This is a genomic window from Kitasatospora sp. NPDC018058, from assembly GCF_044327205.1.
Lineage (GTDB): Bacteria > Actinomycetota > Actinomycetes > Streptomycetales > Streptomycetaceae > Kitasatospora.
Map to the genome: position 1 here is coordinate 1 of NZ_JBIRFA010000023.1, position 25692 is coordinate 25692.

The following is a 25692-nucleotide window of genomic DNA, read 5'->3' on the forward strand; positions in this document are numbered from 1 at the left end:
GCCCGGTTACATTCCGAACCCGGAAGCTAAGCCTCACAGCGCCGATGGTACTGCAGGGGGGACCCTGTGGGAGAGTAGGACGCCGCCGAACAATTATTCCAAAAAGACCCCCTCCCATTCGGGAGGGGGTCTTTTTGCGTTAACCTCTGCGAATGCAGAACCTGACCCTGACCTGGCAGTCCGCCGGGGGTGCCGCCGCCGGCCTCTACGGAGGCGCGTACGTCGCCGCGCAGGCCCGGAAGCCGGGGGTCTCGGGCCTGCTGCGGGAGGCCGGCACGCTGTTGGCGCTGTTCGCGCTCTGGCAGCTGGTGGGGCACCTGTCGGTGATGAGCACCGACCACGCGCTGGACCGGGCGAGCTGGATCCACCGCGCCGAGCAGGTGGTCGGACTGCCGGACGAGGCGTCCTGGCAGGCGGCGATCACGCCATACCCGGTGTTGGTGAGGCTGGCCAACTACTACTACGCGGTCATGCACTTCACCGTGATGCTGGGCGTGCTGCTCTGGGTGTTCGTACGGCACCGGGAGCGCTACGCGTGGGTGCGCAACACGGTGGTGATCACGACCGCGGTCTGTCTGCTGGTGCAGTTCATTCCGGTGGCGCCACCGCGGATGCTGCCGCAGAGCGGCTTCGTCGATGTGGCAGCCGAGTACGGGCAGTCGGTGTACGGGGGCGCGGTCGGCGGGGTGGTGGTCGCCGATCAGTTGTCGGCGATGCCCTCGGTGCACGTCGCCTGGTGCGTGCTGGCGGCGGTCGCGGTGGTGCGGGTGTCACGGAGCCCGTTCCGCTGGGTCATGGTGCTGCACGCGGTGCTGACGGTCGCGGTGGTCGTGGTGACGGCCAACCACTTCTGGGCGGACGGAATCGTCGCCGTCGCGATCCTGCTCTTCGCCTGCACCGTCGTGGCGTTGGTGGCACGCCGACGGGGTCGGGTCTCCGTCGAGACGGAGACCCGACCCCGCAGTGGTTCCGAGGAGCGGCCGAAGCAGGTCACTTGACCGGCAGGGCGACCTTCCCCCAGGAGCCGTTGCTCAGCGCGGAGGTGGCCCAGTACCAGGCGACGAGCCCGGAGACGGCCGCGATCCAGCCGGCCGCCTTGGCGAGGCCGCCGTACCCGCCGAAGGCGGCGATGGCGGACAGCACCAGGGAGACCGTCAGCAGACCGTAGACGGCGCGGCTGAACAGACCGGCGCCCCAGCTGGCCGCCGTGAGGCTGAGGGCGAGCAGGGCCCACAGCAGCAGGAACAGACCGGCGGCGTTCTTGCTCGCGCCGCCGGCCGCCGACCAGGTCGCCCAGAAGGCGCCGAGGCTGGTGAAGGCGGTGCCGGTGAAGCCCTCGCCGCGGCGGAGCTGCCACAGGCCCGCGATGAAGAGGGTGACGCCGCCGAGCAGGTGGGCGAGGTGGGCCGCGTCCCCGACACCGGTGCCGTGCAGGATGCCGGTGGAGAGCAGACCGTAGGCGAGCAGTGTCAGGCCGAGGGCGAGGTAGCCGAGGTTACCCGCGTCGGCTCCGGTGGAGCGGGCGTTCGATGCCCCGGTAGCGTCGTTGCTCACCGGAGGCTCCTTTCACTCTGGGCGCGCGCAGGGCGCAGTGACGCTTGGTGTCGTTTCGATGAGTGGGTGCGCGCGACCGCGCCGAGGGCGCACGGCAAAAGGCCTGCGCGGGCGCCGGTCAGAAGTGAGGTCAGAAGTGATGGGCCAGCGGAGAGCCGCTGGTCACGTCCCCGCCGGGGGATTCCCCGGTGAGATCGGTGTACCCGGCCTTGCTTGCTTGTACCCTTGTGAAGATAACAATTTGTGACCGTGTCACCTGTGGAATGCTCACGACTGGCGCTGGTTGGGCACCCGCAGGGTCAGGATCGCCATGTCGTCGGACGGCGGCTCCGGGGCGAAGCGCTCGACCGCGCGTTGCACCCGCATCGCGACCGCACCGGCGGTCAGGCCGGTGCAGCCGGTGAGCACCTCGGCCAGGCCGTCGTCACCGAGCATCCGTCGACCCTCGCGGCGTTCGGTGACGCCGTCGGTGACGCAGAGCAGGACCTCGCCGGGGGCGAGCACCAGGTGTTCGGCGGTGAGGTCGAGGTCGTCCATGACGCCGAGCAGCGGCTGCGGGGTGGCGGCACGGTCGACCCGGCCGTCGGTGCGCAGTCGCAGCGGCAGCGGGTGGCCGGCGCAGACCAGGGACAGTTCGGTGCTGCCGTCCGGGCGGGGTGTCAGTTCGCCGTAGAGCAGCGTGAGGAAGCGGCTGCGCGAACCCTCGTCCAGGATGGCCGCGTTGAGTCGGCGCAGCACCTGCGGGGCGTCCAGGCCCTCGCGGGCGAGCAGACGCAGCGAGTGCCGGGCCAGGCCGGTGACCGAGGCGGCCTCGGGGCCTGTGCCGCAGACGTCGCCGATGGCGAAGCCGTAGGTGCCCTCGCGGATGGTGAACAGGTCGTAGAAGTCGCCGCCGACCTCGTTGCCCTCGCCGGCGGCCTGGTAGTAGACGTCCACCTCGACGCCGGGGATCTCGGGCAGGTCGGGCGGCAGCAGGCTGCGCTGCAGGGCCTGGCTGGTCGCGGTGCGCTCGGAGTAGAGGCGGGAGTTGTCCAGGGCGAGGGCGGCCCGGCGGGAGAGGTCCTCGGCGAGTTCGAGGATCTCCTGGCGGAACCGGACGCCGGCCGGGACGCCGAGCGCGAGCAGGCCGATGACCCGGTTGCGCGCGGTCAGCGGCAGCACCACGGTCTCGCCGAGCAGGCCGGCCAGTTCGGGGCTGTCGGTCAGGCCCCGGGTTTCGGCGGTCTCGGCGGGCGCGGCCCAGAAGCGGACGCCGTGGGTGGGGCCGGCCTCGGGGGCGGGGGTCTTGTCGAGCAGCTCGCGCAGCGGGTCGATCCGGTCCTCGTCCTCGTGCAGGACGAAGGCGAGACCGGCCGAGGAGCCGTGGTCGCCGTTGGTGTAGACGGCGCACCAGGAGGAGAGGGTGGGGACGGCCATCTGGGCCATCAGGGCCAGGGTCTGCTCGTGTTCGAGGGTGCCGGCCAGCAGGTCGGAGGCCTCGACGAGGAAGGAGAGCGAGCCGCGGCGCAGCCGTTCGAGCTCGGTCAGCCGGGTGCTCTCGACGGCCAGGGCGACCCGGTCGGCGGCGAACTGCAGCCGCAGCGCGTCCTCGTTGTCGTAGCGGCCGGGCACGGCGGTGGCGATGCCGAGCGAGCCGATCAGCCGGCCTTCGACCTTGAGCGGGACGGTGACCAGGGAGCGCATGCCGCTGTCGGTGAGCAGCGGCAGGCCGGTGGGGCGGGTGGCGAGGTCCTCGTGGACGGAGGGCAGCCGGGCGGAGTCATAGCGGTTGCCGGTCCCGACCGGGAAGCGGGCGTGCCGGCGGTGTCCGGTGTTGAGGCCGGTGACGGCGCGGACCTCGAACTCGGTCTCGTCGTCGGTGGTGAGCAGCAGGTACGCGGCGTCGGCGTCGAGCAGGTCGCGGGCGCGTTCGACGGTGCGCTGCAGCAGGGTGTCGAGGTCGTCGGTGGCGACCGGGCCGGCCAGCAGGTCGAGCCGGGGACCGGCCGGGTCGGGGCGCTCGCCGGGCAGGGCGCGGGCGGGGGAGCGCAGCACGGCGCGGTCGGGTTCGAGGACGAGCAGACAGAGGGTGGAGGGGACGCCCTCGGTGTCGCGCACGCGCACCTGGACGCCGTACACCTCGACCTCCTCGCCGTCGGCGCGGCGGATGCCGTAGCCGCCCTCCCAGCGGGCCAGCCGCAGGGTGTCGGTGAGGCCGAGGCCGCGGCCGGGGGACTGCGGCCAGGCCGCGAGGTCGGCCCAGGGGCGGCCGAGGACGGCGGCGGTGGGGTACTGGAAGAGGGCCTCGGCGTCCCGGTTCCAGGCCAGGACCCGTCCGTCCTCGTCGAGTTGGACGACGGCGACGTGCACCGGTCCGGGGCTGCTGGGCAGGTCGCTGCCGGGGGTGGCGGGGACGGCGTAGCGGGTGCCGACCACGTGCGCGGGCAGGGCGAGCCGGAACCAGACGGTCTTCTGCCCGGCCGCGTACTCGACGCCCCAGCGTTCGGCGAGGGCGGAGCACATCAGCAGGCCGCGGCCGCCCTCGCCGTCCGGGTCGGCGTAGCGGTGTCCGTCGCTGAGGAAGGGCAGGCCGCGCTCGGGGTGGTGGTCGGTGACCTCGATCCGGACGGTCTCCTCCTCGCGCAGGCAGCAGACCTCGGCGGCGGTGCCGGCGTGCACGACGGCGTTGGTGACCAGTTCGCTGACCAGGACGACGGCGTCGTCGACGACCTCGGGCAGGCCCCAGCCGAGCAGCGCGTCCCGGACGAAGCCCCGGGCGGCGGCCGCGGACCGGCCGTCGGGGTCGAAGGTGGCGGCTGCGCGCGCGGTGACCACGTTGCCACTTCTCCTCTGCTGCTCTTGCCCTGGCTGTCCGGGGTGCGGCGCCGACTCCCGGTGCGCGCCGTCGGGGTGAGCGGCGGCGCTGGGTCGGGTCGTGGCCCGGTGCAGCGCTCCACCCTACTTTCCGCTTGGTTCCCCGTGGGGGCGGGGCCGTGAAACAGGCACCTGAGGGTGATTCTGCCCACCTGTTTCGGACGGTGCGGTACCAACCGAGCGCAACCAGCCGTATACCCGGCGACAGTACTGCCAGACTGGGGGGTCCGCGACGGCCGGTGGGAGCAGTACGGTCGTGTGGGTGCCGGTGTGCCGTGTGAGCCCGCCGGTACGCAGCCCAGCCGGGCCGGTGCCCTGGTGCGTGCCGTACGGCACGGCGGTCACCGGACAGTTCACGATGTGGGAGGGGCCCGTTGAGTTCGGCCACCAAGGACGCAACCAAGGACGCAACCGGTACGACGCCGCCCGCTCCGCGCGGTGGGTACTCCGGGACGGCGCCGCGGAACGCGGCCGGCCGGCGGGCGGTCCACAACCGCGGTGCGGAGCCGGCCGACCTGCGCAAGCTGCTGGCCGCGCTGACCGCGATGCGGGACGGCAACTTCCGCCGTCGGCTGACGGTTCCGGGCGACGGGCCGCTGGCGGAGATCGCCGCGGTGTTCAACGAGGTCGCCGAGCGTAACCAGCACCTGACCGGTGAACTGGCGCGGGTGCGGCGGGCGGTGGGCCGTGAGGGCCGGTTGAACGAGCGGTTGGAGACCGGCGCGGGCGAGGGCGCCTGGATGGCGGCCGTCGACAACTGCAACGCGCTGATCGACGACCTGGCCCGTCCGATGGCCGAGGTGGGCCGGGTGCTGACCTCGATCGCCGAGGGCGACCTGGACCAGAAGATGGAGCTGCGCTCGCTGCACAGCAACGGGGTCAGCCATCCGCTGCGCGGCGAGTACCTGAAGATCGGGCGGACCGTCAACGGACTGGTGGACCAGCTCTCCGAGTTCACCGACGAGGTGACCCGGGTGGCCCGTGAGGTGGGCACCGAGGGCAAGCTCGGCGGTCAGGCCAAGGTCCGTAGCGTGTCCGGCAGTTGGAAGGACCTGGCGGACTCGGTCAACACCATGGCGGGCCGGCTGACCGCGCAGGTGCGCAACATCGCCCAGGTGACCACGGCGGTGGCCAAGGGCGATCTGTCCCGCAAGGTCACGGTGGACGTGGCCGGCGAGATGCTGGAGCTGAAGAACACCGTCAACACGATGGTGGACCAGCTGAACGGCTTCGCCGCCCAGGTCACCACGGTGGCCCGGGACGTCGGCACCGAGGGCCGGCTCGGCGGGCAGGCCCAGGTACCGGGTGTGGCCGGGGTCTGGCGCGAGCTGACCGACTCGGTGAACTTCATGGCCGACAACCTGACCGGCCAGGTGCGCAACATCGCCCAGGTGACCACGGCGGTGGCGCGCGGGGACCTCTCGCAGAAGATCGAGGTGGACGCGCGCGGCGAGATGCTGGAGCTGAAGAACACCATCAACACGATGGTCGACCAACTCTCCGGCTTCGCCGAGCAGGTGACCCGGGTGGCCCGCCAGGTGGGCACCGAGGGGCGGCTCGGCGGTCAGGCACAGGTGCCCTGGGCGGCCGGGGTGTGGCGGGATCTGACCGACAACGTCAACTTCATGGCGAACAACCTCACCGATCAGGTGCGCAACATCGCCCAGGTGACGACCGCGGTCGCCAAGGGCGACCTGTCGCAGAAGATCCAGGTGGACGCGCGTGGGGAGATCCTGGAGCTGAAGAACACCATCAACACGATGGTCGACCAACTCTCCTCCTTCGCGGACGAGGTGACCCGGGTGGCCCGGGACGTCGGCACCGAGGGCATTCTCGGCGGCCAGGCGAGCGTGCCCGGGGTGTCCGGGACCTGGAAGGACCTGACCAACAGCGTCAACCTGATGGCCAACAACCTGACCAGCCAGGTCCGCAGCATCGCCGAGGTGACCACGGCGGTGGCGCGCGGCGACGTCTCGAAGAAGATCACCGTCGACGCCCGGGGCGAGATCCTGGAGCTGGTCACCACCGTCAACACCATGGTCGACCAGCTGTCGGCCTTCGCCGACGAGGTGACCCGGGTCGCCCGCGAGGTGGGCACCGAGGGCATCCTGGGCGGTCAGGCGCGGGTGCGCGGGGTGTCGGGCATCTGGAAGGACCTGACCGACAACGTCAACTTCATGGCGTCGAACCTGACCGGACAGGTGCGCAATATCGCCGAGGTCGCCTCGGCGGTGGCCCGCGGCGACCTCTCCAAGAAGATCACCATCGACGCGCAGGGCGAGATCGCGACGCTCGCCGGCACCCTGAACACCATGGTCGACCAGCTGTCCGCCTTCGCGGTGGAGGTCACCAGGGTGGCCCGCGAGGTGGGCACCGACGGCACCCTGGGCGGCCAGGCGAGCGTGCCGGGCGTGGCCGGCATCTGGAAGGACCTGACCGACAACGTCAACCTGATGGCCAACAACCTCACCGGCCAGGTCCGCAACATCGCGCTGGTGATCACGGCGGTGGCCCGCGGCGACCTCTCGCAGAAGATCGACGTCGACGCGCGCGGCGAGATCCTCCAGCTGAAGACCAGCATCAACACCATGGTCGACCAGCTCTCCGCGTTCGCCGACGAGGTCACCCGGGTCGCCCGTGAGGTGGGCACCGACGGGCGGCTCGGCGGCCAGGCCCGGGTGCCCGGCGTGGACGGCACCTGGCAGGACCTCACCGAGTCGGTGAACGAGCTGGCCAACAACCTGACCCGGCAGGTGCGCGCGATCGCCCAGGTCGCCACCGCGGTGACCAGGGGCGACCTGAGCCTGCGGATCGACGTGGACGCCGCGGGGGAGCTCGACGAGCTCAAGGACAACATCAACCAGATGATCGCCAACCTGCGCGAGACCACCCGCACCAACCAGGAGCAGGACTGGCTCAAGACCAACCTGGCCCGGATCTCCGGCCTGCTCCAGGGCCGCCGGGACCTGGAGGCGGTCGCCTCGCTGATCATGACCGAGCTGACCCCGGTGGTCTCCGCCCAGCACGGCGCCTTCTTCCTGGCCCAGCCGGCCGGCCGCACCGCCGAGCTGATCACCGAGGACGACGACGAGAACGACACCGTGCTGCGGCTGATCGGCAGCTACGGCTACCAGCGGCGGGCGATGCCGACCACCTTCCGGCCCGGCGAGTCGCTGATCGGCCAGGCGGCGGTCGAGAAGCGGGCGATCATCGTCAAGGAGGCGCCGCCCGGCTACCTCAAGATCGCCTCCGGCCTCGGCGAGGCCTCCCCGGCCCACATCGTGGTGCTGCCGGTGCTGTTCGAGGGCCGGCTGCTCGGCGTGATCGAGCTGGCCACCTTCAGCTCCTTCACCACCGTCGCGTTGGACTTCCTCAACCAGATCGCCGACCTGATCGGCGTCACCGTCAACACCATCAGCGTCAACACCAAGACCGAGGGCCTGCTGCTGGAGTCCCAGCGGCTCACCGCCGAACTCTCGATGCGATCCGCCGAGTTGGAGGCGCGCCAGGAGGAACTGGAGCGCACCAACGAGGAGTTGCAGGAGAAGGCCGAGCAACTCGCCCAGCAGAACCGCGACATCGAGATCAAGAACAGCGAGATCGAGGAGGCCCGACAGGTCCTGGAGGAGCGCGCCGAACAGCTCGCCCTGGCCTCCCGCTACAAGAGCGAGTTCCTCGCCAACATGTCGCACGAGCTGCGCACCCCGCTCAACTCGCTGCTGATCCTGGCCAAGCTGCTCTCCGACAACAACGAGGGCAACCTGTCACCCAAGCAGGTCGAGTTCGCCGACACCATCCACGGTGCCGGCTCCGACCTGCTCCAGCTGATCAACGACATCCTCGACCTGTCCAAGGTCGAGGCCGGCAAGATGGACGTCCGCCCGGCCCGGATCGCCCTGGTCCAGTTGGTCGACTACGTCGAGGCCACCTTCCAGCCGGTCGCCCTGGACAAGAACCTGGCCTTCGCGGTGCGGGTCTCGCCGGCCCTGCCGGTCACCCTGCACACCGACGAACAGCGGCTCCAGCAGGTGCTGCGCAACCTGATCTCCAACGCGGTCAAGTTCACCGACGCCGGCGGCGTCGACTTCTCGATCAGCCCGGCCGGCCAGGACGTCCCGCAGCACGTGCGCGAGCGGCTGCTGGAGTCCGGCTCGATCCAGGGCCCGGACGACGAGCTGATCGCCTTCTCGGTCTCCGACACCGGCATCGGCATCCCCGGCAACAAGCTGCGGGAGATCTTCGAGGCGTTCAAGCAGGCCGACGGCACCACCAGCCGCAAGTACGGCGGCACCGGCCTCGGCCTGTCGATCAGCCGGGAGATCGCCCGGCTGCTCAGCGGCGAGATCCACGCCCAGAGCGAGCTGGGCCGGGGCTCGACCTTCACCCTCTACCTGCCGCTGCGCTCCGAGGCCCCGGACGCCGCCCCGGACGGCCGCCCGGCCGAGCGTCCGGGAGTCCCGGCCGTGGCCGCGCCGCGCGCCTCGGTCGGGGTGACCCCGATGGGCCTGCCGGTGCCGGTCGGCGAGAACCCGGCCGACCACTGGGCCCAGGAGGTCCGGGAGATGGCCGAGGAGCGCCGCCGCGGGGCGGTGGAGCGTCGGCGCAGCGCCGCGCTGGAGAGCGCCGCCGTGCCCCGGGCGGTCGAGCCCGCGCAGCAGCTCCGGCCGGTCCGCGGCGACACCCGCTTCGACGGCCAGCAGGTGCTGATCGTGGACGACGACGTACGCAACGTGTTCGCCCTGACCAGCGTGCTGGAGCAGCACGGCCTGACCGTCCTGTACGCCGAGAACGGCCGCGAGGGCATCGAGATGCTGGAGCAGCACGAGAACGTGGCGCTGGTCCTGATGGACATCATGATGCCGGAGATGGACGGCTACGCGACCACCGAGGCGATCCGCCGGATGCCCCAGTTCGCAGGGCTGCCGATCATCGCGCTGACCGCCAAGGCGATGAAGGGCGACCGGGAGAAGTCGCTGGAGGCGGGTGCCACCGACCACATCACCAAGCCGGTGGAGACCGACCACCTGCTGTCGGTGATGCACGAGTGGTTGAACGGGGAGCGCGCGCGTGAGTGAGTGAAGCGAACGGGCCGCCAAGGGGTGCGCGTGGGCGGATGCCCCTGCCGAGCGAAGCGCGGCGGGCGCATGCGCGGTGAGGCGTGAACTCCGGGTCCTGCCCCGGGGTTCACGCCTGCCGGTCGGTCGGTTTGCTGGCGGTCGGGCCCGGGAACCCGGTAGGGTCACCGATCGTTGCGAACAGTGACCGGACGGCAACGCGCTGCTGAGCGTGCGCCGGGGCACTGGCTGCGCGCCGTTCCGGATCGGGTCACGACGGAGCGATGTGCCGGGCGAGGGGGTGCGGCTAGCATGACCGGGGTAGCGGTGGGCAGTACACGGGTGCCTTCACCGGGCGGCAGGCAGGCGACACGAGGGCGGGCCCCCATGCAGAAGGCGAAGATCCTCCTGGTCGACGACCGACCGGAGAACCTGCTGGCGCTGGAGGCGATCCTCTCCGCCCTGGACCAGACGCTGGTGCGCGCCGCCTCCGGCGAGGAGGCGCTCAAGGCGCTGCTGACCGACGACTTCGCGGTGATCCTGCTGGACGTCCAGATGCCCGGGATGGACGGCTTCGAGACCGCCGCCCACATCAAGCGCCGCGAGCGTACCCGGGACATCCCGATCATCTTCCTCACCGCGCTCAACCACGGGCCGCACCACACCTTCCGCGGCTACGCGGCCGGCGCGGTGGACTACATCTCCAAGCCCTTCGACCCGTGGGTGCTGCGCGCCAAGGTCTCGGTCTTCGTCGACCTGTACGTCAAGAACTGCCAGCTGAAGGAGCAGGCCGCGCTGCTGCGGCTGCAGCTGGAGGCGGGTGGCGGCGAGCCGACCCTCGGCGGGGTGCTGCTGGGCGAGCTGTCCGCTCGGCTGGCGGCGGTCGAGGAGCAGGCGGAGGCGTTGGGCAAGCAGCTGGACGGGGTCGAGGACGCCGGGGTGGCCGCCACCGCGGGGCACCTGGAGCGCAAGCTCGCGGGCCTGCGCCGGGCCCTGGACGCGATGCGCCCGGGCAGCTCGTAGGCCTTCCGCCGGACCCGCGCGGACCGCTCGCCGTACGCCCGCGAACCGTTCGCCGCGCGTTCGCCCGTCCGGGTGGTTCGATGGCGCGACCGGGTGAAAGCCGGTCAACGTGACGGTGCGTCTGCGACACGTCCGGGCCCCCGGCTCGGCCACATGTGCACCGGTGGTCCACACCGGTAGGCTGCTGACCCATGGCCACTCGCACGCCCGGAAACGCGGCACGCAAACCGACTCCGGGACCGTCCAAGAAGGCCGCGGCGAAGGCCCCGGGCAAGCCGCCCGCGAAGAAGGCGGCAGCTCGCAAGGCCCCCGCGAAGAAGGCGGCCGCCAAGTCGGCCCCGCCGCCACCGCCGTCGTCCCGCTCGGGACTGATGCGCCTCCTCAACGCCCTGGCGAGCCCGATCGCCGCGGTCTTCCGCGGCGTCGGCGACGGTGCCAAGAACCTCCACCCGGCCCACCGCAAGGACGGGCTGGGCCTGGTGCTGTTCGCGCTCGCGATGGTGACCGCCGCCGGCACCTGGTTCAGCCCCCAGGGCTGGCTGGGCGAGGGGGCCACCGCCGTGGTGTCCGGGCTGTTCGGACGGCTCGACGTGCTGGTGCCGTTCCTGCTGGCCGGGATCGCGATCCGGCTCTGGCGCCACCCGGAGCTGCCGGAGGCCAACGGCCGGATCGTGATCGGGCTGAGCGCGCTGCTGGTCGGCGTCCTCGGCCTGGTCCACATCGGCTGCGGCGCGCCCATGATGGGCAGCGGCGCCTCCCGGATAAGGACGGCCGGCGGGATCATCGGCTGGGCCGCGTCCACCCCGATGATGGCCGCCGCCGGTCCGGCGCTGGCCGTGCCGCTGCTCCTGCTGCTGGCCTTCTTCGGCCTGCTGGTGGTCACCGCCACCCCGGTCAACCGGATCGGCGAGCGGGTGCGGGGGGTGGGGATACGGCTCGGCGTGGTCGAGCCCGGTCCGGAGGACGAGGCGCGCTGGGGGCGTACGCCGGAGCGTGAGCTGTCGACCGACCCGCCGGAGGACGCCGACCCCGACGCGCTGCCCTTCACCGTGGACACCAACGGTGACGACCCGACGGACGAGGTGGCGGCCCGCCGTCGCCGCCGGCGGCGCAAGCAGAGCGCCGACCCCGAGGAGCAGCCGGAGGCCGTCCGGGTCTCGCTGGACAAGGAGCCGCTGGACCCGTACGCCACCCGCGACCTGGCCGCCGGCGCGGCCGCCGACCTGGACGGCGCGCTGGTCTACGGCGTACCCGCCTCCTCGGCGGTGGCGGACATGATGCACCAGGTCAAGGACCTCACCGCCCCGCCGGAGGAGCCCGCCGTCCCGGCCGCCCGCAGCAGCGGCCCGGGAGCGCCCGCGGAGCACGGTCCGGCGCCGGTGCGGATGGAGCAGCTCCAGCTCGCCGGGGACATCACCTACTCGCTGCCCCCGCTCGACCTGCTGGAGCGCGGCGGCCCGGCCAAAGCCCGCAGCGCCCTCAACGACGAGGTGGTGGCCCAGCTCACCGGCACCTTCGCCGAGTTCAAGGTGGACGCCAAGGTCACCGGCTTCACCCGGGGCCCGACGGTCACCCGCTACGAGGTCGAGCTCGGCCCGGCCGTCAAGGTGGAGCGGATCACCGCGCTGGCCAAGAACATCGCGTACGCGGTGGCCAGCCCGGACGTGCGGATCATCAGCCCGATCCCGGGCAAGTCGGCGGTCGGCATCGAGATCCCCAACCGGGACCGCGAGATGGTCAACCTCGGCGACCTGCTGCGCTCGCGCACGGCCGCCGAGGACACCCACCCGATGGTCGTCGGCATGGGCAAGGACGTCGAGGGCCACACCGTGATGGCCAACCTCGCCAAGATGCCGCACATCCTGGTGGCCGGTGCGACCGGTGCGGGCAAGTCGTCCTGCATCAACTGTCTGATCACCTCGATCCTCGCCCGGGCCACCCCGGACGAGGTGCGGATGGTCCTGGTCGACCCCAAGCGGGTCGAGCTGACCGCGTACGAGGGCATCCCGCACCTGATCACGCCGATCATCACCAACCCGAAGAAGGCCGCCGAGGCCCTCCAGTGGGTGGTGCGCGAGATGGACATGCGCTACGACGACCTCGCGGCGTACGGCTTCCGGCACGTGGACGACTTCAACGCGGCGGTGAAGGCCGGCAAGGTCACCCCGCCGCTGGGCAGCGAGCGGGAGCTCACGCCGTACCCCTACCTGCTGGTGATCGTCGACGAGCTGGCCGACCTGATGATGGTCGCGCCGCGCGACGTCGAGGACTCGGTGGTCCGGATCACCCAGCTGGCCCGCGCGGCCGGCATCCACCTGGTGCTCGCCACCCAGCGGCCCTCGGTGGACGTGGTCACCGGTCTGATCAAGGCCAATGTGCCGTCCCGGCTGGCCTTCGCGACCTCGGCGATGGCCGACTCCCGGGTCATCCTGGACCAGCCCGGCGCGGAGAAGCTGATCGGCAAGGGCGACGCGCTCTTCCTGCCGATGGGCGCGAGCAAGCCGATCCGCATGCAGGGCGCGTTCGTCACCGAGGCGGAGATCGCCAAGGTGGTACAGCACTGCAAGGACCAGCTGAGCGCCGTCTACCGGGACGACGTGACGGTCGGCGGCGGACCGAAGAAGGAGATCGACGAGGAGATCGGCGACGACCTGGACCTGCTGATCCAGGCGGCCGAGCTGGTGGTCTCCACCCAGTTCGGCTCGACGTCGATGCTCCAGCGCAAGCTCCGGGTCGGCTTCGCCAAGGCGGGTCGGCTGATGGACCTGATGGAGTCGCGCGGCATCGTCGGTCCGAGCGAGGGTTCCAAGGCCCGCGACGTCCTGGTGAAGCCGGAGGAGCTGGACGGCGTGCTGATGATCCTGCGGGGCTGAGAACGGCCCAGCAGGGCTGACGGGCCGTTCCCTCCGGGTGGGTTCACTCGTTCGGAGGAGGGTAGGCGCGGTCGTGGGGCTCGTCCTCAAACTCCCGTCTGCGGGAGTTTCGAAGACGAGCCCCGAGGAACCGAACGTCCGTACGCCGCGTCACAGGCCGGAAAGCGCACCCGACCAGGGAGATCTCGCGGCCCCGCGAGTCCCCGTTGACGACCGGTCAGCGGGGGACGGACCCCGGTCGGCGCGGGCGCGCGCATTTGCGGCCCGTCCGCTTGAGAAACGATCCGCCCACGCCCCTAGACTGTTCTCCAGCAGGTGGCCATCCGCTCGAAAGGCGTGCCCCGTGACCATCGGCAATTCCTCCGACCACGAGAACGCCCCGTCGTCCGTCGAGCCGACCGACGACGCGGTACAGGCGGCCGATGCCCCAAGCATCGGCCGGGTGCTGTCCATCGCCCGGATCGAGGCGGGACTCACGGTGGACCAGGTGAGTACCGCCACCCGCGTGCGGGTGCCGATCGTCCATGCCATCGAGTCGGACGACTTCGGCAGCTGCGGCGGCGACTTCTACGCCCGCGGGCACATCCGCTCGATCGCCCGGGCGGTCGGCGTGGACGGTGAGGCGCTGGTCGCCCGCTACGACGCCGCGCACGGCGGCTCACCGGGCGTCAAGCGCCCGGCCGCCCAGTTGGTCGACAGCGGCCCGATCAGGGTGCCCCGACGCAGCCGGCCGAACTGGGCGGCGGCCATGGTCACCGCGATCGTCGCGGTGGTCGTGCTGATCGGCTTCAACCTGGTGAGCGGCAAGGGCGGTCACGGCACCACCGGCTCCGCCAGCGCGCCGCTGCCCAGCGGCTCCGGCACCGGCTCGGTCGCCCCGGCCACGCCCACCGTCCAGCCGTCGGCGCCCGCGCCGAGCGCCGCCGCGATCGCCGCCGTCCCGGCCGACAAGGTCACCGTGAAGCTGGTCGCCCAGGGCACCAGCTGGGTCTCGGCGATGGACGGCGACGGCAAGTCGCTGTTCCAGAACAACATCAGCGACGGCCAGGACCAGACCTTCACCGACCCCAAGCAGATCAAGCTGGTGCTCGGCAACGGCGGGGCCGTGCACGCGTACGTCAACGGCAAGGACCTCGGAGTCCTCGGCAAGGACGGCCAGGTGGTGCACGTCACGTACACCCCCGGAGACCCGCAGGCTGGCTGACCACAGGGGTCGGCGAGGGCCGTTGATGATCAGCTGATCCATGGCGTGTGACCTCCGGGGCGAACGGCACCGGAGGCCGCGCGTTAATCTTGGGCCTATGCCTGAACGCCGCACTGTCGCCCTTGTCACGCTCGGATGCGCCCGCAACGAGGTGGACTCCGAGGAACTCGCCGGGCGACTGGAAGCCGACGGCTGGTTGCTCGTCGATGACGCCGCCGAGGCGGACGTCGCAGTCGTCAACACCTGCGGCTTCGTCGAAGCCGCCAAGAAGGACTCCGTGGACGCCCTGCTGGAGGCCAACGACCTCAAGGGTCACGGCCGTACCCAGGCCGTCGTCGCGGTCGGCTGCATGGCCGAGCGGTACGGCAAGGAGCTCGCCGACGCGCTGCCCGAGGCGGACGGCGTGCTCGGCTTCGACGACTACGCGGACATCTCCGACCGCCTGCAGACCATCCTCTCCGGCGGCCACCACGCCCCGCACATCCCGCGCGACCGCCGCAAGCTGCTGCCGATCAGCCCGGCCGAGCGGCAGTCCGCCGCCGAGGCCGTCGCGCTGCCCGGCCACGGCGCCGAGGCCGCCGCCGAGCCGATCGCCGACCTGCCCGAGGGCCTCGCGCCCGCCTCCGGCCCGCGCACCCTGCGCAAGCGGCTGGACGACAGCCCGGTGGCCTCGGTCAAGCTCGCCTCCGGCTGCGACCGGCGCTGCTCCTTCTGCGCCATCCCGGCCTTCCGCGGCTCGTTCATCTCCCGCCGCCCCTCCGACGTGCTGCACGAGGCCCAGTGGCTGGCCGAGCAGGGCGTCCGCGAGATCGTCCTGGTCAGCGAGAACAACACCTCGTACGGCAAGGACCTCGGCGACATCCGGTTGCTGGAGACGCTGCTCGGCGAGATCTCGGCGTTCGACGGCGTCGAGCGGGTCCGGGTCTCCTACCTGCAGCCGGCCGAGATGCGCCCGGGCCTGATCGACGCGATGACCGGGACCACCGACGTGGTGCCCTACTTCGACCTGTCGTTCCAGCACTCGGCGCCCGCCGTGCTGCGCCGGATGCGCCGCTTCGGCTCCACCGACCAGTTCCTGGAGCTGCTGAAGACCATCCGCGACAAGGCCCCGCAGGCCGGCGCCCGGTCCAACTTCATCGTCGGCTTCCCCGGTGAGACCGAGGAGGACTACGCCGAGCTGGAGCGCTTCGTCACCCACGCCGGGCTGGACGCGATCGGCGTCTTCGGCTACTCCGACGAGGACGGCACCGAGGCCGCGACCTACGACGGCAAGCTGCCCGAGGACGTGGTCGCGGACCGGCTGAGCCGACTGAGCCGCCTCGCCGAGGAGATGACCGCCCAGCGGGCCGAGCAGCGGATCGGCACCGAGGTCGAGGTGCTGATCGAGTCGATCGAGGACGGCGTGGTCGAGGGCCGCTCCGCCCACCAGGCCCCGGAGACCGACGGCCTGACCACGCTGATCGGCGTCGAGGACCCGGAGATCGGGCAGTTCTGGCGGGCCACCGTGGTGGCCAGCGAGGGCGTCGACCTGATCGCCGAGGCGCAGGAGCAGGTGCGGGTCCGCCGGGCTCCGGGAGCCGGGGAATGACCAAGGGGCCCGGTGCCCCGGCCGCGGCCCACCCGGGCAGACCGGCGGCCGCCCTGCCGTCGGCGCCGGGGGTGTGGAACATCGCCAACGTGCTCACGATGGTCCGGGTGCTGCTGGTCCCGGTCTTCGTGGCGCTGCTGTTCGCCGACGGCGGGCACAACCCCAAGTGGCGCTCGGTCGCCTGGGCCGCGTTCGCGATCGCGATGATCACCGACCTGTTCGACGGTGAACTCGCCCGCCGCAAGGGCCTGGTCACCGACTTCGGGAAGATCGCCGACCCGATCGCCGACAAGGCGATCATGGGCTCGGCGCTGATCGGCCTCTCGCTGCTCGGCGACCTGCCCTGGTGGGTCACCGTGGTGATCCTGGCCCGCGAGCTCGGCATCACGCTGATGCGCTTCTGGGTGATCCGCTACGGGGTCATCCCGGCCAGCCGCGGCGGCAAGCTCAAGACGCTGAGCCAGGGCACCGCGGTCGGCATGTACGTCCTGGCCCTGACCGGGTGGCTGGCCACCGGGCGGGCGGTCCTGATGGGCCTGGCGGTGCTGCTGACCGTCGGCACCGCGCTGGATTACGTCGGACAGGCGCTGCGACTGCGCCGCGAGGGCATGGCCGCGGAGCGCGCGGACCGGTGAGCGACGGGGGAGACCGGGTGGCGGACTACGAGCTGGCTGAGCGGGCGCACGCCGCGCTGCGGGCCCAGGGGGGCACTCTGGCCGTCGCCGAGTCGCTGACCGGCGGGCTGCTGGCCGCCGCGCTGGTCGACGTCCCCGGAGCCTCCGCGACCTTCCGCGGCTCGGTCACCGCGTACGCGACCGAGCTGAAGGCCTCGGTGCTCGGTGTGGACGAGGGCCTGTTGGACGTGCACGGTCCGGTTCACCCGGTGGTCGCCCGGCAGATGGCCGAGGGCGTGCGCGGGCTGCTGGGGGCCACGTACGGGCTCGCGACGACCGGGGTGGCCGGTCCGGAGCCGCAGGACGGCCAGCCGGTGGGCACGGTACACCTGGCGGTGGCCGGCCCGGGGGGAACTCTGGTCAGTTCGCTCCTGCTGTCGGGCGGTCGTGCCACAATCCGTCACGGGGCGGTGACCGCCGCACTGGAGCTGCTCGTCGGCCGGCTCGCTCGATAGGGGCCCGCCGGAGGATCTCCACCGAACCGAGATCCCTCGAACTGGCGCGCGGGTATGGCACAGCTGGAGGATCGTGTTACATCCAAGGTCCTGGTTGGGCAGAAACCAGGTGGCGAACGAGTTGCGTGACGGTGGCCGGGTGGGTCGCGTCGGGTACCACGAGGGGCCCGCGAACCCGGGTGCGACACCGGAACGAGGAGGGGGGCGGCCTTGCAGCCCAGAGTGAACACGACCGGGGTCCCCGCACGCGAAGCGGGCAAGGCGGTACGGTGGGGGCGTGACATCTCGATCCGCAGTCCGAGGAGGGAGGCACCGATGATCCTGCTCCGTCGCCTACTGGGCGATGTACTGCGTCGGCAGCGCCAGCGCCAGGGCCGCACACTCCGCGAGGTGTCGGCGGCCGCCAGGGTTTCGCTCGGATACCTCTCCGAGGTCGAGCGGGGACAGAAGGAAGCCTCCTCGGAGCTGCTCTCCGCCATCTGCGATGCACTCGACGTCCGGATGTCCGAGGTCATGCGCGAGGTCAGCGACGAACTGTCGCTCGCCGAACTTGCGGCGATGGCCACCCTCTCCGAAGGTGATCTGCTGAGGCCGGTACTCGAACCGGTTCCGCTGCCCGCCCCCGGCGCCGACCGGGCGAACATGTCGCCCAAGGCCGCCGCGATGGACGTGGTCGCCGCCTGATTCCGGCCTCGACACCCGGGCTCCTCCGATGCCCGGGGCGAGCGGAGGAGGGCGGTCGTGCGGAGAGTCGCGACGGTGCGCGCGGTGGCCCGAATACGGCTGCGGGCGCGGCGGTTGGTGCCGTGGCCGACGCGGTGGGTCCTGGTGGCCCTCGTGACCGGGCTCGCCTGGTGGGTCCTGGTCGTCCGCGGGCAACTGGCCGACGGCGCGGTGCTGGGGCTGTTGGCGGCCGGCGGCTGGGGGCTCGGTCTCATCCCGGTCCACGCCGACCGGAACGCGACCGGACCGGTGCGGCGCCGACACGAGGAGGCCGTGGGCCGGGTGGAGGCGCAGCCGCCACCGATCGGGTGATGCGACGTGGACGAAGGCCGCGGGGTCGACGACCCCGCGGCCTTCGGGCTTTCCGTCCGCGCTACGGACGCAGTCGCAGGCCGCGCGGGGTGGCGTGGAAGCCCGCCTCCTCCAGGGCGCGGCCGAGCTCGGAGCCGAGGGCGGGCTCGCCGTTGGCCCGCTCGACCGTGACGCTGCCGAGCGCGCCCTCGCGGACCGCCTCGGCGAGCGCCCCGGCGGCCAGCGCCCGGGTCGCCCCGTCCTCCGGCCAGGCCAGCAGGGACTTGCCGCCCCGCTCCACGTACAGCGCCAACTCGCCGTCCACCAGCACCACCAGGGCACCCGCCTTGCGGCCCGCTCGATGGGCGGTGGAGTCCTTGCGGCCGGGGGCGGTGGGCGGCTCGGGCCAGGGCAGGGCCGCGCCGTAGGCGTTCGCCGGGTCGGCGGCGGCCAGCACCAGCGGCTGCGGTGGCTCGGCGGTCGGGGCGGCCGACCACTCGGCATTGCCGGCCCGCTCCAGCCGGCCGTTGACCGAGCGCAGTCGGTCGGCCGCGCCCTCCATGGCGAACTGGGCGCCGCCCAGGCCCTCGACGAAGTAGCCCCGGCGGGCCCGGCCGCGCTCCTCCATCGCGGTGAGCACCCGGTAGACCCCGGCGAAGCCGCCGGGCACCCGTTCGGCGGCCACGGTGCCCCGGGTGAGCAGGCCGTGCCGGTCCAGCAGGCTCTGCGCCTGGGCGGTGGCCCGGACCGTCGGGTCGGCGGCGAAGGCGGGCAGCAGCGACCAGCGTCCGGCCACCGTCGGCGGGCCGCTGCGCAGGGCGCCGCCGACCCGGCCGAAGGCGCGGCCCGCGCCGCCGTAGCGGCCGCGCGGGGTGGCCCTCGGCGCGCGGTGGGCGGTGGCGCCCGCGGTGCGGCCGGAGCCGAGCAGGGCGCGCAGCGGGGAGAGGGTGTCGTTGGTGACGTAACCGGCCCAGACCAGGTCCCAGAGCGACTCGACGATCTCCGGCTCGGGGGTGTCCTCCGGGAGCTGCTGGACGAGTTGGCGGAAGAACAGGCCGTAGCCGCCGGCCAGGGCCTGCATCAGGGCGCTGTGCACCGGGGTGAGCGCGGGCGGGACTGGCTCGGGGCGCAGCAGGTGGGCGTTCTCGGCCAGGTGCAGGCTGAGCCACCCGTCCTTACCGGGCAGCGCGCCGGCGCCGCACCAGCCGATCTCGCCGGCCGCCATCAGCTCGTCCAGCAGGCCGGGGGAGTAGTCGGTGAGCCGGGCCGGGAGGATCAGCTTCTCCAGGGCGGAAGCGGGCAGGGCGGTGCCCTGGAGCTGTTCGACCACCCGGAGCAGGCCGTCCGGGCCGCGCAGCCGGTGGCCGGCCAGGTGCTGCCACTGCGGCAGGAAGGCGGCCAGGGCGCGCGGCGGGACGGGCTCGACCTCCTGGCGCAGGGCGGCCAGCGAGCGGCGGCGCAGCCGGCGCAGCACCTCGGCGTCGCACCACTCGGGGGCGGTGTGGCTCTCCGCGGGCCGGAACTGCCCTTGGACCAGGCGGCCGGCGGCGGTGAGTCGGTGCAGCGTGCCGGTGACGACGGCGGTGCCGAGGTTGTAGCGGGCGCCGGCCTCGGCGGCGGTGAACGGGCCGTGGGTACGGGCGTGGCGGGCCAGCAGGTCGCCCAGTGGGTCCTTGACCGGCTCGGTGAAGGCCTCCGGGACGCCGACCGGCAGCGGGGTGCCGAGCGCGTCGCGCAGCCGTCCGGCGTCCTCGATCGCGGCCCAGCGCCGCTCGCCGGCGATCCGGACCTGGATCACCCGGCGGGCGGCCTCCAACTCCAGGGCCCAGAGCGGTCCGGCGCCGCGGGCGGTCAACTCGGCCTCGGTGAGCGGGCCGAGCAGTCGCAGGGCGTCGGCGACGCCCTCGGCGTCCTTGATCCGGCGTTCGGGGGTGAGGCGTTGGAGCTCGGCCTCCAACTCGGCGAGCACCTGGGGGTCGAGGAGTTCGCTCAGCTCGGCCTGGCCGAGGAGTTCGGACAGCAGCCGGGAGTCCAGCGAGAGCGCGGCGGCGCGGCGTTCGGCCAGCGGGGAGTCGCCCTCGTAGAGGAACTGGGCGACGTAGCCGAACAGCAGTGAGCGGGCGAAGGGCGAGGGCTCGGGGGTGGTGACCTCGACCAGGCGGACGGCGCGGGACTCCAGGTCGCCCATCAGCTCGACCAGGCCGGGGACGTCGAACACGTCCTGCAGGCACTCCCGGACGGCCTCCAGGACGATCGGGAACGAGCCGTACTCGGAGGCGACTTCGAGCAGTTGGGCGGCGCGCTGGCGCTGCTGCCAGAGCGGGGTGCGGCGGCCGGGGCTGCGGCGCGGGAGCAGCAGGGCGCGGCCGGCGCACTCGCGGAAGCGGGAGGCGAACAGGGCGGAGCCGCCGACCTGGTCGGTGACCAGCTGCTCGACCTCGCCGGGGTCGAACAGGGCGGCGTCGGCGCCGACCGGGGCTTCGTCCGGGGGCGAACCGGCCGGTTCGGAGGGGCTGCTGAAATCGAAGTCGGGGGCCAGGAGGTCGGCGTCCGGCAGGCGGAGCACGATGCCGTCGTCGGCGTGCATGACCTGGGGGTCCAGGCCGTGCTTCTCGCGCAGCCGGGCGCCCAGGGCGAGGGCCCAGGGGGCGTGCACCTGGGCGCCGAAGGGGGAGTGGATGACGATCCGCCAGTCGCCGAGCTCGTCCCGGAAGCGCTCGACCACGATGGTGCGGTCGTCCGGGAGGTGGCCGCAGGCGGTGCGCTGTTCGGCGAGGTAGTCGAGAAGGTTGGCGGCGGCCCAGTCGTCCAGGCCGGCCTGCTTGAGGCGTTCGGTGGCGGCCTCCGGCCGGAGGGCGCCCAGCTCGCGGGTGAACGCGCCCAGGGCCCGGCCGAGTTCGAGCGGGCGGCCGAGGGTGTCGCCCTTCCAGAACGGGAGCCGGCCGGGGACACCGGGGGCGGGGGTGACCAGCACCTTGTCGTGGGTGATCTCCTCGATCCGCCAGGAGGTGGTGCCGAGGGTGAACACATCGCCCACGCGGGACTCGTAGACCATCTCCTCGTCCAGCTCGCCGACCCTTCCACCGCCCTTCTTGGGGTCGGCGCCGGCGATGAAGACGCCGAACAGGCCGCGGTCGGGGATGGTGCCGCCGGAGGTGACGGCCAGGCGCTGGGCGCCGGGGCGGCCGGTGACCGTGCCGGCCACCCGGTCCCACACCACCCGGGGACGCAACTCGGCGAAGGCGTCCGAGGGGTAGCGGCCGGCCAGCATGTCGAGCACGGCGTCGAAGGCCGACTGCGGGAGGGTGGCGAAAGGCGCGGCACGGCGGACCACCGCGAGCAGGTCGTCCACCGGCCAGGCGTCCAGGGCCGTCATCGCGACCAGCTGCTGGGCGAGCACGTCCAGCGGGTTGCGCGGGATGCGCAGCGCCTCGATCCGGCCGGCCCGCATCCGCTCGGTGACCACGGCGGACTGCACGAGGTCCCCCCGGTACTTGGGGAAGAAGACACCGGTGGAGACGGCGCCGACCTGGTGGCCGGCCCGGCCGACCCGCTGCAGGCCGGAGGCGACCGAGGGTGGGGACTCGACCTGGACGACGAGCTCCACGGCGCCCATGTCGATGCCCAGCTCCAGGCTGGAGGTGGCGACCACGGCGGGCAGCCGGCCGGCCTTCAACTCCTCCTCGACCAGGGACCGCTGCTCCTTGGAGACGGAGCCGTGGTGGGCCCGGGCGATCACCGGGGGCGCGCCCTTGGCGGCGCCCGAGCCGCCCATCAGCTGGGCCGGGGCGTGCGCCTCGGGGGCGGCGGTACCGGTGGCGCGCTCGTGGGCGATCTCGTTCAGCCGGTTGCACAGGCGCTCGGCCAGGCGGCGGGAGTTGGCGAAGACGATGGTCGAGCGGTGGGCCTCGACCAGGTCGACGATCCGCTCCTCGACGTGCGGCCAGATGGAGGCGCCCCCAGCCTGGCGGCCGGGAGGTGCCCCCAGGCGCTGCGGGTCGCCGTCGGAGGCGCCGCCGGCGGCCGGGGCGGAGGGCAGGTCGTCCAGGTCGGGGACCGGAACCACCACCGAGAGGTCGAACTCCTTGGCGGCGGCGGGCTGGACGACGGCGGCGCCGCGCTGCGGGCTGAGGAAGCGGGCCACCTCCTCGACCGGGCGCACCGTCGCGGACAGGCCGATCCGGCGGGCCGGGCGGTCCAGCAGCTCGTCCAGCCGCTCCAGGCTGAGCGCCAGGTGGGCGCCGCGCTTGGTGCCGGCGACCGCGTGCACCTCGTCCAGGATCACCGTGTCCACGCCGCGCAATGCCTCCCGGGAGGCGGAGGTGAGCAGGAGGAAGAGCGACTCGGGGGTGGTGATCAGGATGTCCGGCGGGTGGGTCGCGAAGCGGCGGCGGTCGGCGGCGGGGGTGTCGCCGGAGCGGATGGCGACCTGGACCTCGGGCTCGGGCACGCCGAGGCGGACGGCCGCCTGGCGCAGGCCGGTCAGCGGGGCGCGCAGGTTCCGTTCGACGTCCACCGCGAGGGCCTTCAGCGGGGAGACGTAGAGCACCCGGCAGCGGCGCTTGGGGTCGGCGGGGGGTGGGGTGCTGCTGAGGCGGTCGAGGGCGGAGAGGAAGGCGGCGAGCGTCTTGCCGGAGCCGGTGGGGGCGACCACCAGGACGTCGGTCTCCCGCCGGATGGCGCGCCAGGCCTCGGACTGGGCGGTGGTGGGGGCGGAGAAGGCGCCGGTGAACCAGGCCCGGGTGGCCGGGGCGAATCCGGCCAGGGGATCGTCGGCCCGGGGGGCTTCGGCGGGCGGGGTCGGGTGCTGGGGCGCCATGCCCCCATGGTGCCGGGTGGGACTGACAAGTGGGGCGGGACCGCTTCGGGGGTGGGGGGGTGGTCGGAGCGGAGGTGTCGTTGAGGGGCGGGAATGATGATCCGCTCATATGGTGAGGAATCGGACGTGTGATCAACCCGTGACCGTGGCCGCATGGCCGTTTCCTCACCGGACCGACGAGCGGAGACCGTGGGATGGCGCAGGCGCACCAGTCCGGCGGCCCCGACCGTGCGGTCCGCCGTCGCAGGGTCCGCGGGCCGGCCCGGGCGCTGCTGGCGATGCTGCTCACGGCCCTGGTGGTCGGCGGTGCCGTGCCGTACGTGTCCGGGCGGGCGTACCTCAGCTACCTGGTGCTGGCCGACCAGGAGGACGCCGCGGGCGCCGCCCGGGCCGAGGCGGAGAGCCGGTCGGCGGGCGGGCAGGTGGTGCAGGAGTACCCGCAGATCGGGGCGGTGCTGGCCTACGCGACCGGCGCCTTCGCGGACAAGGTCCGGGGCCGACCCGGGATCGCCGCCGTGGGGGCGACCCGGACCGCGCCGGTGGTGGGGCCGCCGCGGGGGGTGGAGGGGGCCGGGGACTTCGCGGCGGGGGCGGAGCAGGGGAGTTCCGACAGGCGTGCCGCCTCGGACGAGCAGAAGGGCGGGGTCCCGACGGTGCCTGACCCGGCGGAGGGCGGCGCCTGGAACCTCGCCATGCTGGGGCCCGCCTCGGGGCGGACCGGCGACGCCGGCGTCGGGGCGCCCAGCGCGGAGGCGCTGCGCGAGGTGCTGGTGGCGGTGCTGGACTCGGGTGTGGACGACACCCACCCGGACCTGCGGGCCGCCGTCGACCCGAAGGCCTCGGCCTCCTGCGCGGACGGGCGGCCGGACGCCCGGACCGGCTCCTGGCGGCCCGACCCGGGGGCAGGGGAGGGCGGGCACGGCACCCACGTCGCCGGGATCATCGGTGCGGCCCGGGACGGGCAGGGCGTCACGGGTGTCGCTCCGGGGGTGCGGGTGGCCGCCGTCCGGCTGCTGGGGCCGCTGGGGCAGTACTACGCGGAGAACATCGTCTGCGGCATGCTCTGGGCGGCCGACCACGGGGCCAAGGCGATCAACAACAGCTACTTCGCGGACCCCTGGAAGTACAACTGCCCCGAGGACCGGGACCAGGCGGCGCTGATCACGGCTGTCAGCCGGGCCTCCGCGTACGCCCAGCGCAAGGGGGCGGTGGTGGTCGCCTCGGCCGGCAACGACGGGCAGGACCTCGGTGCCGCCCGGACCGACGAGCGCAGCCCCAACGACCGGGTCTCCGGGCCGGCCAGTACCCGGTACCTGGGCGCCGAGTGCATCCGGCTTCCCGGCGAGCTGCCGGGGGTGGTCACGGTCACGGCGGTCAACCGGGACGGGCGCTCCTCGCCGTACTCCAACCACGGGCGCGGGCACGTGTCGCTCGCTGCGCCGGGCGGCGATCCGGACGGCGGGCCGCAGGGGGCGATCGTCTCCGACTGGCCCGGGGGGCAGTACGCGGCGCTGGCGGGGACGTCGATGGCGGCGGCCCATGTCACCGGGGCGGTGGCGGTCGCGGCGGCGTTGCACCCGGAGTTGGGGGCGGGTGGGCTGGCGGCTCTGTTGGCGACCACGGCCGCGGCGGGGTGTTCGGTGGGGCCGCGGGCTTGTGGGGACCGGGAGTACTTCGGGGCGGGGTTGGCGGCGTTGCCCCGGTGAGGCAGCGTTTGCCCGGGGGTGGCGCCCGGAAACGCGGGTGACGGGGTGTGGGGGCGGGGGTGAGGATCGGGGGCATGGGTGAATCGGGTGCGGGTGTGTTCCTCGGGACCGAGCGGTTGGTGTTGCGGCGGTTCACGGGGGCGGATGTGGACGACCTCGTGGCGTTGGACGGGGACCCCGAGGTGATGCGGTACCTGACCGGGGGGAAGGCGAGTGCGCGGGAGTGGGTGGAGGGGACGCTGATTCCGCTGTACCTGGAGCACTACCGGCGGTACGGGGACCTCGGGTGGTGGGCGGTCGAGGAGCGGGACGGTGGGGCGTTCCTGGGGTGGTTCGAGTTCCGGCCGACCGAGGAGGGGGAGCGGGGGGAGGTGGAGCTCGGGTACCGGTTGCGGCGGGCGGCTTGGGGGCGCGGGTACGCGACCGAGGGCGCGCGGGCGTTGATCCGCCGTGGGTTCACCGGGTCCGGGGTGGAGCGGGTGGTGGCGTACACGATGGCGGTGAACGCGGGGTCGCGGCGGGTGATGGAGAAGTGCGGGCTGTCGTACGTCCGTACGTTCCACGAGGACTACCCGGAGGCGATCCCCGGGAGTGAGCACGGGGAGGTCGAGTACGCGGTGACGGCCGGGGAGTGGCAGCCCCGGGGCTTCGATGCGGGGTCCGGGATACTGGGGGCATGAGGCTGACGGAGTTCTGGCGACGGATGTACGCGCACTTCGGGGAGGCGTACGCGGAGTCCTTCGCGTCCGACCACGTGATGAGCGAGCTCGGCGGGCGGACGGTGCGCCAGGCGCTGGAGGCGGGCTGGGAGGCCAAGGACGTCTGGCGGGTGGTCTGTGAGACCCAGGGGGTCTCCACGTTGCTGCGCTGAGCCC

16 protein-coding genes and 1 rRNA gene are annotated in these 25692 nt (G+C 73.0%); 14 read left to right on the forward strand and 3 right to left on the reverse strand.

Translation table 11 applies throughout. The annotated features are described in order from the left end of the window. Window positions 1–91: ribosomal RNA gene (gene rrf / locus ACH4E7_RS28600) — 5S ribosomal RNA — on the forward strand; the annotation flags it as partial. 61 nt (window positions 92–152) lie between these two features. Continuing rightward, window positions 153–998: a phosphatase PAP2 family protein gene (locus tag ACH4E7_RS28605; protein ID WP_396251941.1), complete on the forward strand. Its 846-nt coding sequence runs from the start codon at window positions 153–155 to the stop codon at window positions 996–998. Here ACH4E7_RS28605 and ACH4E7_RS28610 read toward each other — a convergent pair. Both ACH4E7_RS28610 and ACH4E7_RS28615 read right to left on the reverse strand, forming a co-directional pair. Continuing rightward, the gene (locus tag ACH4E7_RS28610) at window positions 991–1554 is read right to left on the reverse strand and encodes an acetate uptake transporter (protein ID WP_396251942.1); all 564 of its coding nucleotides are present in this window, start codon (window positions 1552–1554) and stop codon (window positions 991–993) included. The two genes, ACH4E7_RS28605 and ACH4E7_RS28610, sit on opposite strands and share 8 nt — an antisense overlap. A gap of 267 nt (window positions 1555–1821) precedes the next feature. Next, a complete protein-coding gene (locus ACH4E7_RS28615; RefSeq protein ID WP_396251943.1) occupies window positions 1822–4368 on the reverse strand; it encodes a SpoIIE family protein phosphatase in 2547 nt (848 codons plus the stop codon). Window positions 4369–4952: 584 nt separating this feature from the next. Between ACH4E7_RS28615 and ACH4E7_RS28620 the strand changes: the two genes are divergently transcribed. The 9 genes from ACH4E7_RS28620 (at window position 4953) to ACH4E7_RS28660 (ending at window position 18313) form a co-directional block, all read left to right on the forward strand. Continuing rightward, window positions 4953–9482: a HAMP domain-containing protein gene (locus ACH4E7_RS28620; RefSeq protein WP_396252042.1), complete on the forward strand. Its 4530-nt coding sequence runs from the start codon at window positions 4953–4955 to the stop codon at window positions 9480–9482. A 366-nt stretch (window positions 9483–9848) separates the two neighbouring features. After that, entirely contained in the window at window positions 9849–10484 is a 636-nt protein-coding gene (locus ACH4E7_RS28625) for a response regulator (protein ID WP_396251944.1), read from the forward strand. Between the two features lie 191 nt (window positions 10485–10675). Beyond that, window positions 10676–13357 carry a DNA translocase FtsK gene (locus tag ACH4E7_RS28630; protein ID WP_396251945.1) on the forward strand — a complete coding sequence of 894 codons (2682 nt, stop codon included), beginning with the start codon at window positions 10676–10678 and terminating at the stop codon, window positions 13355–13357. Between the two features lie 343 nt (window positions 13358–13700). Then, entirely contained in the window at window positions 13701–14561 is an 861-nt protein-coding gene (locus tag ACH4E7_RS28635) for a helix-turn-helix domain-containing protein (RefSeq protein WP_396251946.1), read from the forward strand. Between the two features lie 97 nt (window positions 14562–14658). Continuing rightward, window positions 14659–16149 (forward strand): 30S ribosomal protein S12 methylthiotransferase RimO, encoded by a 1491-nt coding sequence (rimO, locus tag ACH4E7_RS28640; RefSeq protein WP_396251947.1) that lies wholly within the window; start codon window positions 14659–14661, stop codon window positions 16147–16149. Then, window positions 16146–16784, forward strand: coding sequence for a CDP-diacylglycerol--glycerol-3-phosphate 3-phosphatidyltransferase (gene pgsA / locus ACH4E7_RS28645; RefSeq protein ID WP_396251948.1), 639 nt, complete (start codon window positions 16146–16148; stop codon window positions 16782–16784). Before rimO ends, pgsA begins: the two co-directional genes overlap by 4 nt. Then, entirely contained in the window at window positions 16781–17278 is a 498-nt protein-coding gene (locus tag ACH4E7_RS28650) for a CinA family protein (protein WP_396251949.1), read from the forward strand. The genes pgsA and ACH4E7_RS28650 overlap by 4 nt, the downstream gene beginning before the upstream one ends. Window positions 17279–17593: 315 nt before the next feature. Then, window positions 17594–17962, forward strand: coding sequence for a helix-turn-helix domain-containing protein (locus ACH4E7_RS28655; protein WP_030290911.1), 369 nt, complete (start codon window positions 17594–17596; stop codon window positions 17960–17962). A gap of 57 nt (window positions 17963–18019) precedes the next feature. Beyond that, complete coding sequence (locus ACH4E7_RS28660) at window positions 18020–18313, forward strand: hypothetical protein (protein WP_396251950.1); 294 nt, start codon at window positions 18020–18022, stop codon at window positions 18311–18313. Between the two features lie 61 nt (window positions 18314–18374). Here the strand turns inward: ACH4E7_RS28660 and ACH4E7_RS28665 are convergent, their stop codons facing one another. After that, window positions 18375–23111: an ATP-dependent helicase gene (locus tag ACH4E7_RS28665; protein WP_396251951.1), complete on the reverse strand. Its 4737-nt coding sequence runs from the start codon at window positions 23109–23111 to the stop codon at window positions 18375–18377. A 194-nt stretch (window positions 23112–23305) separates the two neighbouring features. Between ACH4E7_RS28665 and ACH4E7_RS28670 the strand changes: the two genes are divergently transcribed. From ACH4E7_RS28670 to ACH4E7_RS28680, 3 genes are all read left to right on the forward strand, one after another. Then, window positions 23306–24817: a S8 family serine peptidase gene (locus tag ACH4E7_RS28670; RefSeq protein WP_396251952.1), complete on the forward strand. Its 1512-nt coding sequence runs from the start codon at window positions 23306–23308 to the stop codon at window positions 24815–24817. A 74-nt stretch (window positions 24818–24891) separates the two neighbouring features. Then, complete coding sequence (locus tag ACH4E7_RS28675; RefSeq protein ID WP_396252043.1) at window positions 24892–25497, forward strand: GNAT family N-acetyltransferase; 606 nt, start codon at window positions 24892–24894, stop codon at window positions 25495–25497. Then, window positions 25494–25688: a DUF3046 domain-containing protein gene (locus tag ACH4E7_RS28680; RefSeq protein ID WP_396251953.1), complete on the forward strand. Its 195-nt coding sequence runs from the start codon at window positions 25494–25496 to the stop codon at window positions 25686–25688. The genes ACH4E7_RS28675 and ACH4E7_RS28680 overlap by 4 nt, the downstream gene beginning before the upstream one ends. Window positions 25689–25692 lie beyond the last annotated feature (4 nt).